Source organism: Geosporobacter ferrireducens, from assembly GCF_001750685.1.
GTDB lineage: Bacteria > Bacillota > Clostridia > Peptostreptococcales > Thermotaleaceae > Geosporobacter > Geosporobacter ferrireducens.
The window spans coordinates 800966-814784 of the sequence record NZ_CP017269.1 but is presented as its reverse complement, the minus strand read 5'-3'; the positions used below and the strand labels follow the sequence as shown (position 1 = coordinate 814784).

Below are 13819 nucleotides of genomic sequence, written 5' to 3'. Positions count from 1 at the left end.
ATTATGAACTTCCTTAAGGTATATTTTAATGGAAGGTTTATTAAGGCAGGTTTCAAACCATACTATATTTGTATACGCTTTAGTAGGAGGTAGAAAATGAAAGATTATGTGATCAGAGCAGTAGGCGCAGACAGCAGTATACGTGCTTTTGTAGGAATTACAACAGGATTGGTAGAAAAGGCTAGACAAATTCATGATACTACACCAGTTGCTACAGCTGCACTAGGGCGAACTCTAACTGCTACGGTGATGATGGGACTTATGTTGAAGGGAAAGGATAGCAAGATTTCTGTTCAAATCAAAGGAAACGGGCCTGCAAAACAGATATTAGCAGTAGCTGATGAGCGGGGACATGTAAAAGGATATATATCCAACCCTTATGTAGAGTTACCCCTTAGAGCTGATGGGAAGTTGGATGTAGGGGGTGCTGTTGGCACTGAGGGTAATATGGTTGTTATTAAAGATTTAGGCTTAAAGGAGCCTTATGTAGGACAATCTGCGCTGATTTCAGGTGAAATCGCTGAAGATTTTACTGCTTATTTTGCGAATTCAGAGCAACAACCCTCAGCAGTAGCCTTAGGGGTTTTGGTGGATAGAGACAGAACAGTTAAATCTGCAGGAGGCTTTATCATTCAACTATTACCGGGAGCTTCGGAGGAAGTCATTCAAAAACTTGAAAAAAGGCTGCAGAATCTTGAGTCCATATCCAGTTTAATTGATAGAGAAATGACAGGGGAAGAAATTTTAGAACATATATTGCAAGGGTTTTCTGTAGAAATTTTAGAGAAGAAAGAAGTGGAACTAGTATGTGATTGTTCTACCGAAAGATTGGAAAAGGCTTTGTTGAGTATAGGAGAAAAGGATTTAAGTGAAATCATTGAAGAAGATGGTGAGGCAGAACTGACCTGCCACTTTTGCAATACCAAATATCATTTTGATAAGCCCCATTTAGAAAGGCTTTATCAGAGTGCACGGAGATAGAGATGCTAGAAAATATAAATGAAACAGCAAAAAATGGAGAAAACTTTATAATAAATTGATAAACTGCCGGGTTTTGCCTAAAAGCAGCATTGACTAATTTGAATAAATGTAGTATTATATATTTTGTCAGTTTTATGGTGTGGTCGCATAGCTCAGCTGGGAGAGCACCTGCCTTACAAGCAGGGGGTCATAGGTTCGATCCCTATTGCGACCACCATTAAAATGGCCCGGTAGTTCAGTTGGTTAGAATGCCAGCCTGTCACGCTGGAGGTCGAGGGTTCGAGCCCCTTCCGGGTCGCCATATTGCCCAGATAGCTCAGTCGGTAGAGCAGGGGACTGAAAATCCCCGTGTCGGTGGTTCGATTCCGCCTCTGGGCACCATTACATAAGAAATATTAGCGGAAGTGGCTCAGGGGTAGAGCATCGCCTTGCCAAGGCGAGGGTCGCGGGTTCGAATCCCGTCTTCCGCTCCAATAGGGCGGCATAGCCAAGTGGTAAGGCAGAGGTCTGCAAAACCTTTATTCCCCAGTTCAAATCTGGGTGCCGCCTCCAATTTTATACATAAATATCGTTACAAAGATCCTACTCTTAGGGTCTTTTTTGCATATAATATGCCAATAGATGAGGTGGATGGTTTATGATGGCTAAAGTTTCTTTAAACCCCTTTATTTCTAAAGAAAAAGTTTCACATGTTATTGTAGATGGAAGAATATCTAAGGAGACAATGAATAATTTTGCGGAGATGGGTATACATATAGTAAAAACTCCCTGTTGTAGGGATTTGTACCCGCAAATTGCCGGACATCCGGACATTTTGCTTCATCCTGTCACAAAAAAGGATTTTGTTGTGGCACCCAATGTATTTACATATATGGAGAGAGCGTTGGGGCCTCTGGGATACAATGTAATTCCTGGGGAAAAGGTGCTTTCAAGGAACTATCCTGACAATATCGCATATAATGTAGCAAGAATTTCTAACTTTGCCTTGCATCATACGAAATTTACTGATCCAGTTCTTAGCAACTTACTACAAGAATATGAAATACCACTAATCCATATAAAACAAGGATATTCAAAATGTGCTGTCTGTGCCATAACAGATCAAGCAGTCATAACAGCTGATAGGGGTATAGCCAAAGCCGTAGAAAAGTTAGGTGTAGAAGTGTTACTGATAACTCCCGGATACATAGTTTTACCGGATATGGAATATGGGTTTATTGGAGGAAGTACAGGGTTTGTTGGTAATAACAAACTGGCTTTTTATGGAAGCATTTATAAACATCCTGACAGTAGAAGAATTACTGATTTTCTTGCGGCGTATCATATAGAACCGATTTTTTTAGGAGACGAAATGCTAAGAGATTTTGGTTCAATTATACCTCTTAATTGAAATGGCAGTATAAACAATAAATGTAATCTCTTGTTTTGAATATCACTTCTTATTACACATATACTACTGATAGGGTAGAAAGGAGTGAATAGGGTGAATCTACTTACCGTTATACTAAAAGACCATTCAAGTTATATTGAAGAACGATTGAAAAAGGAAATTACAGCCTTTGAAAAAGAAGGCATTGTCATTAAAAAACGAGAAGAAATCCAGGGAAAAAATATAATTGTAACCTATCAATTACTAGAATCGAGCCTAACGACCTATAGCAAAGAAGACTTTAAAAATATATTTAAGCATTATATGGCAAATGCTTTTTCCGATATAATTGTCTATGATATGGAATCTAAACTCATTCATAAAATACTTACAGACCATTATTATTATTTCACGCCACAGGAGAAGCAATCCATATTAAAACATGTGGACGGTGTATTGGACAGCGAAGAAATCCGATATCATGATGGGATTACTTACAAGATTAGTAGAAAAGCCAAAATACTACATCAAATTATGGATTTTCTCAAAGAAAATCAAACAATCCATATGGATGGGTTTGTAAGATTCCGGCTGAAAACCTATCTCTATGAGCTGGAGGAAGGCATTGACAAAGCAGTAGAAGAATTCCTGATGGAAAAAGAGTATGATGAATTCATACGATTGCTTCGCTACTTTGTAGATATTCAGGAAGCTAAAATTGATACAGCCAACGTATTGATTAGTGAAGATGGAAAGTACGTTTTGTATGATCATGTAAATCGAATGATTAATAGTGAATATCTTGATGATTTAGCTACGGAAATGGCAGATAAGGACATCAGTTATGATGATTTATTGATTTCTTCACTGATTACATTGGCGCCAAAAAAAATTGTGATACACTTTGCAGGAAAGGTAAAAAATAAGGAGATTATTGAAACAATAAAAAATGTTTTTTCAAACCGTGTGTATATTTGTAATGGTTGTCAATTATGTACCCTTGTGCAGCGTGCAAAGAAAGAGTAGAGTTGTCTCTACTCTTTCTTCATAAAAGGATTTTTCTGTTGGTAAGCACATTGAATTTGATCGTGAGGTATGGTATACTTTTTGAGGTTCCCGCTGAGACTAAGAATGGGATACACTAAATAGAGGTGAAAAAACTTGGTATGGGTTAAATTACTTATTTTAGCATCTATTGGAGCGATTATTGGATGGACAACCAATATATTGGCAATTAAACTGATTTTTCGGCCCCTAGAGCCGATAGAGATCCCAGTTGTGCATTTTAAGATTCAGGGATTGATTCCAAAAAGAAAATCAGAGATAGCGAGAAGTATTGGAGAGATTGTAGAAAAAGAATTGATATCCATTGAAGAAATCATAGATAAGTTTATTCAAAACGAAAATAAAAGTGAAATTATTTTTACCATAAAAAGGCGTGTGAAAAAAGTGGCAGAGCAGAAGCTGCCTACATTTATACCCAGCTCGATTAAATCAATGATTCTCGATTACATTGATGATATTATTGATAAGGAAGCAGAGATCGCAATTACAGAGTTAATAGAAAACATGATACATAAAGCTACCAGTACTGTAAAAATTGCAGATATTATCGAAGAAAAAGTAAATAATTTCCAAATGGACCAGCTCGAGTATATTATTCTTGCTATCGCGCAAAAAGAATTAAAACATATTGAGGTATTAGGGGGCGTGATCGGTTTTGTAATCGGATTGGTTCAGGGTATTGTGATTCTAGCGTTTTAAAAATATTGGACATCTATAATTTACTGAATAAAATCTTGACAGAATGTGAAAATATTCTTATAATAAAAAAACAATGATATATATTAAAACGGTGAAGAGGAAGAGTAGGATAGACCCAGTCAGTAGAGATAGGATGCCCAGGCTGCAAGCATTCTTTGATATGGATATAGGAAAACCCCCTCTGAGTTGAATCTGAGTAGTCTAATGGCAAAAAGATTTACGGGTTGGCAACGTTACTGTCAATAAGTGGATTGAATCAATTAGGGTGGAACCGCGGGAGCTAACTCTCGTCCCTTTGCTAACAGCATAGGGATGAGAGTTTTTTACTTTTTTATGTGTGTAAACCTGCTTAACATAATTTTGAAGAGATAGGAGGAGTTCAAATGGAACAAATTAAAATTACTCTGAAAGATGGTTCTGTTAAAGAATTTCCAAAGGGTACTACAATCATGGCAATGGCAGAAGCCATTAGTTCGAGACTTGCAAAGGAAGCCGTTGGGGGAGAAGTCAACGGAATTGTTGTAGATTTAAAATATCCTGTAAATGAAGATGCAGAGGTGAGTATATTAAAGTTTGAGGATGAACAAGGCCCTCATGTATTTAGACATACCAGTTCTCATATTCTTGCCCAAGCAGTACAGCGTCTATATCCGGGATCAAAGCTGGCTATTGGCCCATCTATCGATAATGGCTTTTACTATGATATAGATTCTGAACATCGATTTACGCAAGAGGACTTAGAAAAAATTGAAAAAGAGATGGAGAAGATCGTTCAGGAAAATTTAGAGATTGAAAGATTTGAACTGCCAAGAGATCAAGCCATTGAATTAATGAAAGATAAAGGAGAATCCTACAAGGTAGAATTAATCCAAGATCTCCCAGAGGACGCAGTTATCTCTTTTTATAAACAAGGAGATTTTGTTGATTTATGCGCAGGACCCCACTTGCCAAGTACAAAACTTGTAAAAGCAATCAAATTACTAAGTGTTGCCGGAGCCTACTGGCGTGGTGACGAGAAAAATAAAATGCTTCAAAGAATCTATGGTACATCTTTCCCAAAACAAAAAATGTTAGAGGAATATCTCCATCGTTTAGAAGAAGCAAAAAAGAGGGACCATCGAAAGATCGGAAAAGAACTGGATTTGTTCAGCATTCAAGATGAGGGACCGGGGTTTCCTTTCTTCCATCCTAAAGGAATGATGATTCGAAACATATTGGAAGACTTCTGGAGAAAAGCCCATGTAAAGAGAGGGTATACAGAGATAAAAACCCCGATTATCTTAAATGAACAGCTTTGGCATACCTCCGGACACTGGGATCACTACAAGGATAATATGTATTTTACGAAGATTGATGAGGGTGATTATGCAGTAAAGCCTATGAATTGTCCAGGATCTATGTTGGTTTACAGGAGAAAGATGCACAGCTATAGAGATCTTCCTATTCGTATGGCAGAATTGGGATTGGTGCATAGACATGAATTATCTGGAGCACTGCATGGTTTGATGCGTGTGAGATGTTTTACACAGGATGATGCACATATCTTTATGCTGCCTAACCAAATAAAAGATGAAATCAAAGGTGTAATTGATTTTGTTGACTATGTCTATAGCATCTTTGGCTTTAAATATCATATAGAACTTTCAACAAGACCAGAAAAATCTATGGGCACAGATGAAGAATGGAATTTAGCCATCGGGGCATTGAAGGATGCGTTACAAGAAAAGAATCTTCCATATAAGCTAAATGAAGGAGATGGTGCTTTCTACGGTCCGAAAATTGATTTTCATCTAGAGGATTGTATCGGAAGGACATGGCAGTGCGGTACGATCCAATTAGATTTCCAGATGCCTCAACGCTTTGATCTAAGCTATATTGGCAGTGATGGAGAAAAGCATCAGCCAGTTATGATCCATAGGGTTATTTTTGGAAGTATTGAAAGGTTTATCGGTATCCTGGTAGAGCATTTTGCAGGAAAATTCCCAACCTGGCTGGCACCGGTTCAAGTAAAGCTGCTGCCAATTGCCGATAAGTATAAGCCTTATGCTGAAAAGCTCATGGCAGAGATAGCGGATGCAGATATTCGTGTGGAATTAGATGACAGAAATGAAAAAATTGGATATAAGATTCGTGAGGCACAGATGGAGAAGGTTCCATATATGGTGATCATCGGTGAAAAAGAGATGGAAACAGGAATGGTTTCTGTAAGATCGAGAGATCGGGGAGAATTAGGCGCTCAGAATCTTAAAAGCTTTATGGAAACTGTATTGGAAGAAGTAAAAAATAAGTCTTTGTAAAGTTAATAAAAAAGAGTCGTTTATATAAGCTATAAACGACTCTTTTCATGTGGCGATACTATAATTTTTTTGATGATAGGCTTGCATGATGGTGTCTAATTCATCTCCGGTCATTGTTTCTTTTTCTAATAAAGCTTGCGCTACTTCATGAAGCAGATCTGACTGATCCTTAAGATGCTTCAGTGAATCGCTGTAACAAGCATCAATAATATTTTTTATCTCTGTATCAATCATCCCATAACAGCTTTTGATGATAGATGGTTCGAAAACCCGGTTGCCTAAATTGCTCATACCGTATTCACAGACCATCTGATAAGCTAGATTATTTGCTTTTTTTAAATCATCCTTAGCACCTGTAGAGACTTCACCGAAGATAATTTCTTCGGCTGCTCTGCCGCCTAAGAGTACTTTAATCTTATTGTAGAGTTCTTCTTTTGTAATGAGATATCTGTCTTCTTCGGGGGCATACATGACATACCCCAATGCCTCTCCTCTGGGAATGATTGAAATTTTGGTTACCAAATCTGTATTCAAAATCTTACCAACTAATGCATGCCCTGCTTCATGGTAAGATACTGTTTTCTTTTCTTTCTCCAAGATTACTGCATTTTTCTTTTGCAGACCGGCAATAACCTTTTCTATGGCTTGGTTAAATTCATCAATTCCAATTTGTTTTTTATTGTTTCTTACCGCTAGAATAGCTGCTTCATTTGCAATGTTAGAAAGATGAGCTCCCGACATGCCATGGGTTCTCTTAGCCAAGTTCTTAATATCCACCTTGGCATCAATGGGTTTATTTTTTATATGCACTTTAAAAATCTCTTCTCGTGCACGGACGTCTGGATTTCCAATAAACATATGGCGGTCAAATCTTCCAGGTCGCAATAGCGCTTCATCTAATAAATCTAATCGATTGGTAGCGCCGACTACGATAACCGTTTGAGATGAACTAAAGCCATCCATTTCAATCAACAGCTGATTGAGTGTCTGGTCCTTTTCATTATTACTCTCTGTAGTCCTTTTTGCACCAATTGCATCAATTTCGTCGATAAAAATAACACTAGGAGCCTCTTTTTTTGCCTTTTCGAATAGGGTCCTTACTCTTTTTGCACCGACACCTACATATTTTTCAACAAATTCGGAACCACTGGCTGGAAAAAAAGCTGAATCTGTTTCTCCGGCGATTGCTTGTGCTAATAAAGTTTTTCCAGTACCCGGAGGTCCATAAAATAGAATGCCTTTTGGAATTTTTGCACCCATGGAATGATATTTTTCCGGATTATTGATAAAGTCAATAATCTCCACCAGTTCTTCCTTTACTTCTTCAAGCCCAGCCACATCGACAAAGCGTGTTGAAGGCCGGTCTGTCCGATTGTTTTTCTTGTCATCCTTCTCCTTTTTTTCATTTTTTATATGGGCAGGTTCCAACTCTGGAGATTGATTCATGCGCATATAGTAGAGAAACAGGCTGGTACTAGCAAAGATAAGCGTCAGCCTGGTAAGACTGCCAAGCCTACCTAAGATGGGGCTTCCAGCGTAGGAACCTAATGTCAGTGCAATCGTAGCAAAGATACTGATATAGAGTGCTGCCAGCACAATTTTCTTCTTTTTCAAAATACTTCATCACCTTCTTTCTCTTCCGTTTGTTTTTAGTTTGCCCAAAGAGATAAAAATATAAATAATAAATATTGCTTGAAAGGAAAAAAATTTTTAATATGGAATAAGTCTATGTAGAAGAAAAATAAGGGAGGACTGATAAGATGTTGGAACAAAAAATTTTATCTATGGAGCATGAAATCATACAATCAACTCAAGAAATTTTGCGAATTAAGAGCGTGAAGGAGAAGGCGGAAAAGGGAAAACCCTTTGGAAACGGAATTAATGAAGCACTTCAATATGCTTTAAGGCTTGCTAAGGATTTTGGATTTGAAACAAAAAATTTTGATGGCTATGCCGGACATGCTGAGTTTGGAAGCGGCGAAGAAATTATTGGTGTTCTTGTACATTTGGATGTGGTACCGGAAGGTACGAATTGGTCCTTTCCGCCCTATAGTGCAGAAATTCATGACGGAAAAATATATGCAAGAGGTGCAATTGATGACAAGGGCCCTGCCATTGCAGCGCTCTATGCGATGAAGGCGATTAAGGATTTGAATCTGGACATCAATAAAAAAATCCGTATTATTTTTGGCACCGATGAAGAGAGTGGATGGGGCTGTATGAAGCATTATTTCGAAAAAGAAAAGGCACCTAGCTGTGCATTTACACCAGATGCCGAATTCCCTGTAATCCATGGCGAAAAAGGAATTGTAATTTTTGATTTGGTGAAAGAACTGAGAGGGGATAGCTTTGATAATGGGCTGAAAATCAAATCTATCAAGGGTGGAAATCGTGCAAATATGGTACCGGATTACTGTGAAGCACAATTAATATGTGCTGAAGAAGAATTGGAAGAGGTTCGGGAGAATCTGGCAAAAACCTTAAGCAATACAGGCTATAGTATGGAAATTACGGAAAAAAATAATATTATCACTGTCAAATCCTATGGTATTTCAGCTCATGGAAGTACACCGGAACAAGGGAAAAATGCGATTTCACAACTATTGGTCTTTTTGAGCCGGCTTCAATTACAGAACGGTGAGGGCAGTAAATTTGTGAAACTCTATGCAGATAAAATTGGTATGGAGTTCAATGGAGAATCCATAGGTTGTGGTTTTGAAGATGATGCTTCCGGAAAGCTGGTCTTTAATGTTGGAGTGATTGATTTTACAGAGCAATCAGTGCGTGTAACGGTAAATATTCGATATCCCATCACCTATCACTTAGATGCTATTTATGAAGGGATGAAGGAAGTCCTTGGAGAAAGTGGTGTTGAAATCTGTGAACTGGATCATATGAAACCGATTTATATGCCGAAGGATCATGAGTTGGTACAACGTTTGATGAAAGTGTATCGGGAGATCACAGGAGATCAGGCAGAGCCCATCACGATCGGTGGGGGAACCTACGCGAGAGCGATGGAAAATGCAGTAGCTTTCGGTCCTCTGTTTCCGGGACAACCGGAACTTGCTCATCAGAAAGATGAGTATATCGCTATCGGCCATTTGATGAAAATTACCAATATCTATGCACAAGCTTTATACGAGCTGGCTAAATAAGAGGGGGGGCAGAAATGTCCCCTCTCTTATTTCCATATAAGGAAAGCGATACCATCACTATTTTTAATATACATAAATTAATGAATATAAAAAAAATTAAAAAAGTTATAACAATATTGAAGGATTTTTATGGACAATATAGAATAATATTCTTCATATGTAATCTAACTGTAATATTTCATGAAAATAAGGATTTGTTTGCATGAAATAGGCAGTGCTTGGCATATGCATAGAGCAAGAGATGTTTATAGAAGGGGAAGCATAAAAAAAGAAAAGCTGTCTCTTTCTTTAAATAAAAAATATAAATTAAATGGGGGGAATTAAAGTGCTAAAAAGAAGTTTAGCAATAATGCTGGCAGTAATGATGATGTTGAGTTTAGCTGCTTGTGGTTCAAAACCAGCTGATCAACCTGCTGCCCAAGATCCTGCTCCGGCAGAAGAAAGTTTTAAAATCGGAATCATGACCGGTACTGTATCTCAAAATGAAGAAGAGTATCGTGCGGCTGAAAACGTAAAAGCAAAATATGGTGACATGATTGTTCTGCAAACTTATCCGGATAGCTTCATGAAAGAACAGGAAACAACGATTGCAAACATTATGAGTATGGCTTCTGATCCAGAAGTAAAAGCCATTGTTGTTTGCCAGGCAGTTCCAGGGATCTCTGCAGCAATTGATAGATCCAGAGAGATAAGATCTGACTTATTATTCATCGTAGGCTCTCCACAAGAAGACCCAGATATGATCTCATCGAAGGCAGATGTAGTACTGCAGGCTGATGAACTAGGTATGGGTTATGCAGTTATTGAGCAGGCGAAGAAGATGGGTGCCAATACTTTCGTACACTACTCCTTCCCAAGACACATGTCTTATCAGCTTCTTGCAATGAGAAGAGAGCTTTTCAAAGAGAAGTGTGCAGAGCTAGATATCAAATTTGTTGATGCAACAGCTCCAGATCCAACATCAGATGCTGGTGTATCCGGTGCACAACAATTTATTCTTGAAGATGTGCCTAGAAAAGTTACTGAGTTAGGAAAAGAAACGGCTTTCTTTAGCACAAACTGTTCAATGCAAGAGCCATTGATCAGGTCTGTATTAGAACAAGGTGCATTATATCCGCAGCAATGCTGTCCAAGTCCATACCATGGATATCCAGGAGCATTGGGAATCGAAATTCCTGAAGATAAAGCTGGAAATATTGGTTATCTTGTTGAACAAATTACAACAAAACTTGCTGAAAAAGGTGGTACCGGCAGATTCTCAACATGGCCTGTACCAGTAAATATGATGTTTGTTGAAGCTGGAGCCGAATATGCGAAGGCATACTTGGAAGGCAACTTCACAGACAGAGTTGACGCAGCACAATTAGAAAAAGCCTTCACTGAATATGCAAAAGCACCTATGACGATTACTACATATAAGGATGAGGCAACCGGTGCTGAAACAAAGAACTACTTCATGGTTCTTTCTGACTACATTACATTCTAGTAAAGCCTATAAGGTTGCTGTTTAGGCAGCAACCTTATTTATCTTATATTAAACTGCGATTTTGATTTTTTTATTTAATTATGGTCATAAAAATCATGAAGGAGGGTATTGATAGGTGGGTACAAAGACGATCCTGGAAATGAAAAACATCGAAAAAGAATATTTTGGAAACAAGGTTCTAAAAGGAGTCAGCCTGACAGTAAAACCCGGTGAGATACATGCCCTGCTGGGAGAAAACGGTGCGGGAAAATCCACCTTGATGAACATTTTATTTGGTATGCCCGTGATCCATTCTACAGGAGGTTTTAGTGGGGAAGTCATTTTTGACGGGGCTCCTGTTTCAATGAAATCGCCTAAGGAAGCGATGGATCTTGGGATTGGAATGGTACATCAGGAATTTATGCTGATTCCCGGCTTTACTGTAACGGAGAATATTAAGTTAAATAGGGAGATCACCAAACATAATCTTTTTAGTAGAATTATGGGTGATAAACTGAAGACTTTAGATACAGAGCAGATGAATAAAGATGCAAGAAAGGCACTGGATACTTTAGGTATCGGTATTGATGAATGGATAACGGTAGCAGGCTTGCCTGTCGGATACATGCAGTTTATAGAAATTGCCAGAGAAATTGACAAGAGCAATATGAAGCTCTTGGTATTTGATGAGCCAACGGCAGTTTTGGCAGAAAGTGAAGCAGATACGCTGTTAGCAGCTATGAAAAAAATCGCAGCTTCTGGTATTGCTATTCTTTTTATTACCCACCGGCTGGACGAGGTGATGAGTACTGCGGATCATGTTACAATCCTTCGTGACGGCGAATTGGTAGCGACTATGAAAAAAGAAGAAACCAATGTGATGCAGCTGGCGGAGTTAATGGTTGGAAGAAAGGTTGAGAAGTTAGGTAAAGAGAAAAAGCATAATGGAAACAGTGAAGAAACAATTTTAGAACTCAAAAACTTTCATGTAGCAATGCCTGGTGAAGAGGTAAAAGGTATTGATTTGACAGTCCGAAGAGGCGAGATTATTGGACTGGGAGGATTAGCCGGACAGGGAAAAATCGGCATTGCCAACGGAATCATGGGTTTGTATCCTGCTGAAGGTAACGTGACGTTGGAGGGGAAAAAGATTGAACTAAATAATCCGAAGGCATCCCTGAACAATCACCTGGCGTTTGTATCTGAAGACAGAAGAGGCGTAGGCTTGCTGTTAGATACATCTATCGAGCTAAACATCGTCATTACAGCGATGCAGGCACAAAAGAAGTATCTAAAGCGTCTCGGATTTTTTGATCAGATGGATGGAAAAGTCATTCGGGAACATGCACTTAAGATGATTGAAGATTTGGACATACGCTGCAGAGGTCCGCAACAGATTACAAGGCGGCTGAGTGGTGGAAACCAGCAAAAAGTTTGTATTGCAAGAGCACTGACCCTAGAGCCAAATATCCTTTTTGTCTCTGAGCCGACTCGGGGAATCGATATTGGTGCAAAGAAGTTGGTATTGGATTTACTGGTTAAACTTAACCGGGACTTAGGCATGACCATCGTTATGACTTCCAGTGAATTAGGAGAGCTGCGTTCAATCTGTGACCGAATTGCCATTATCACTGAGGGGAAAATTGAATGTATCCTGGAATCAGATGCAAGTGATGCGGATTTCGGTTTGGCAATGGCCGGGGAATATAAGAAACTTCGCAGCAAGGAGGCCGTAATATCATGAGAGAAAAACTGAAACTTTTGATTCAAACAATTGGATTGCCTAGAATTATTATTATATGCTTTTTAGCTTCGTTAATTTTTGGCGCAATTGTATATAAAATCCCATTGGATGCATTGACAACAGACACACTGGTTCGTTTTGGCATGAATGGAGTTCTTGTACTGGCTATGGTTCCCTGTATTCAGTCGGGAACAGGACTGAACTTTGGTTTGCCTTTAGGTATTATTTGCGGTATCCTATCAGGGCTCATTAGTATTGAAATGAATTTAGTTGGATTTCAGGCTATTTTTACAGCAATCGTGATTTCCATACCTCTATCTGCAATCTGCGGTTATTTTTACGGCATATTGCTAAACAAGGTAAAAGGATCAGAGATGATGGTAGGAAACTATGTGGGCTTTTCCGTAGTATCCTTAATGTGTATTGGCTGGCTGGTACTTCCTTTTAAAAATGGAGAGATTATCTGGCCGATCTCTGGTAAAGGATTACGGACGACGATTGCGCTTACATCCAGATATGACAGGATTTTAAATGACTTTATGGCCTTTAAAATCGGGGGTGTTGTAATACCGACAGGACTCATTTTATTTTTCTTTGTATCCTGCTTCCTGATGTGGATGTTTATGCGCAGCAAAATGGGAGTTGCACTGAAGGCGGTGGGAGACAACCCGAGATTTGCAACTGCTTCAGGGATTCATGTAGATCGGGCTAGATTAATTGGAACGGTTCTTTCAACTGTGCTTGGCGGTATTGGTATTATCATTTACGCCCAGAGCTTTGGGTTCTTCCAATTATACCAAGCGCCTTTATACATGGCATTTCCGCCAGTCGCTGCGATTTTAATCGGGGGAGCCTCCACCAGAAATGCAAAGATTAGTCATGTACTTATGGGAACCCTTTTGTTTCAAGCACTGCTTACGGTAGCATTACCGGTAGCCAATAAGCTGGTATCAGAAGGAAACTTATCAGAAGTAGCAAGAATTATCGTAAGTAATGGGATTATCCTATATGCATTAACACAAGCTGGCGGAGGTGAGTAGG

At 38.8% G+C, this 13819-nt stretch carries 10 protein-coding genes, 5 tRNA genes and 1 other annotated feature; of the genes, 14 read left to right on the top strand and 1 reads right to left on the bottom strand.

Annotated features, from left to right (window positions below; all coding sequences use genetic code 11):
• The first annotated feature begins 96 nt into the window (after positions 1 to 96).
• The 10 genes from hslO (at position 97) to thrS (ending at position 6411) form a co-directional block, all read left to right on the top strand.
• The gene (hslO, locus tag Gferi_RS04180) at positions 97 to 981 is read left to right on the top strand and encodes an Hsp33 family molecular chaperone HslO (RefSeq protein ID WP_069974386.1); all 885 of its coding nucleotides are present in this window, start codon (positions 97 to 99) and stop codon (positions 979 to 981) included.
• 141 nt (positions 982 to 1122) lie between these two features.
• Positions 1123 to 1198: transfer RNA gene (locus Gferi_RS04175), tRNA-Val, on the top strand.
• Positions 1199 to 1205: 7 nt separating this feature from the next.
• Positions 1206 to 1282 (top strand) — tRNA-Asp (locus tag Gferi_RS04170).
• Positions 1283 to 1286: 4 nt separating this feature from the next.
• A tRNA-Phe gene (locus Gferi_RS04165) sits at positions 1287 to 1362 on the top strand.
• A 17-nt stretch (positions 1363 to 1379) separates the two neighbouring features.
• Positions 1380 to 1454, top strand: a tRNA-Gly gene (locus tag Gferi_RS04160).
• 4 nt (positions 1455 to 1458) lie between these two features.
• Positions 1459 to 1533: transfer RNA gene (locus Gferi_RS04155), tRNA-Cys, on the top strand.
• A gap of 85 nt (positions 1534 to 1618) precedes the next feature.
• Positions 1619 to 2371, top strand: coding sequence for a DUF6873 family GME fold protein (locus Gferi_RS04150; protein ID WP_083273361.1), 753 nt, complete (start codon positions 1619 to 1621; stop codon positions 2369 to 2371).
• A 93-nt stretch (positions 2372 to 2464) separates the two neighbouring features.
• Complete coding sequence (ytxC, locus tag Gferi_RS04145; protein WP_069974385.1) at positions 2465 to 3376, top strand: putative sporulation protein YtxC; 912 nt, start codon at positions 2465 to 2467, stop codon at positions 3374 to 3376.
• A gap of 135 nt (positions 3377 to 3511) precedes the next feature.
• Positions 3512 to 4114, top strand: a complete 603-nt coding sequence (locus Gferi_RS04140) for a DUF445 domain-containing protein (protein ID WP_069974384.1) — start codon at positions 3512 to 3514, stop codon at positions 4112 to 4114.
• Between the two features lie 82 nt (positions 4115 to 4196).
• Positions 4197 to 4412: a binding site (T-box leader), on the top strand.
• A gap of 85 nt (positions 4413 to 4497) precedes the next feature.
• Positions 4498 to 6411: a threonine--tRNA ligase gene (thrS, locus tag Gferi_RS04135; protein ID WP_207645796.1), complete on the top strand. Its 1914-nt coding sequence runs from the start codon at positions 4498 to 4500 to the stop codon at positions 6409 to 6411.
• A 45-nt stretch (positions 6412 to 6456) separates the two neighbouring features.
• On the opposite strand, the gene ftsH is transcribed toward thrS, so the two are convergent.
• A complete protein-coding gene (gene ftsH / locus Gferi_RS04130) occupies positions 6457 to 8025 on the bottom strand; it encodes an ATP-dependent zinc metalloprotease FtsH (RefSeq protein WP_069974383.1) in 1569 nt (522 codons plus the stop codon).
• A 146-nt stretch (positions 8026 to 8171) separates the two neighbouring features.
• On the opposite strand from ftsH, the gene pepV reads away from it, so the two are divergent.
• The 4 genes from pepV (at position 8172) to Gferi_RS04105 (ending at position 13818) form a co-directional block, all read left to right on the top strand.
• The gene (gene pepV, locus Gferi_RS04125) at positions 8172 to 9569 is read left to right on the top strand and encodes a dipeptidase PepV (RefSeq protein WP_069974382.1); all 1398 of its coding nucleotides are present in this window, start codon (positions 8172 to 8174) and stop codon (positions 9567 to 9569) included.
• Positions 9570 to 9894: 325 nt separating this feature from the next.
• Complete coding sequence (locus Gferi_RS04115; protein WP_069974380.1) at positions 9895 to 11055, top strand: DUF3798 domain-containing protein; 1161 nt, start codon at positions 9895 to 9897, stop codon at positions 11053 to 11055.
• Between the two features lie 115 nt (positions 11056 to 11170).
• Positions 11171 to 12778, top strand: coding sequence for a sugar ABC transporter ATP-binding protein (locus Gferi_RS04110; protein ID WP_207645795.1), 1608 nt, complete (start codon positions 11171 to 11173; stop codon positions 12776 to 12778).
• Complete coding sequence (locus Gferi_RS04105) at positions 12775 to 13818, top strand: ABC transporter permease subunit (RefSeq protein ID WP_069974379.1); 1044 nt, start codon at positions 12775 to 12777, stop codon at positions 13816 to 13818. Before Gferi_RS04110 ends, Gferi_RS04105 begins: the two co-directional genes overlap by 4 nt.
• Position 13819: the final 1 nt, after the last annotated feature.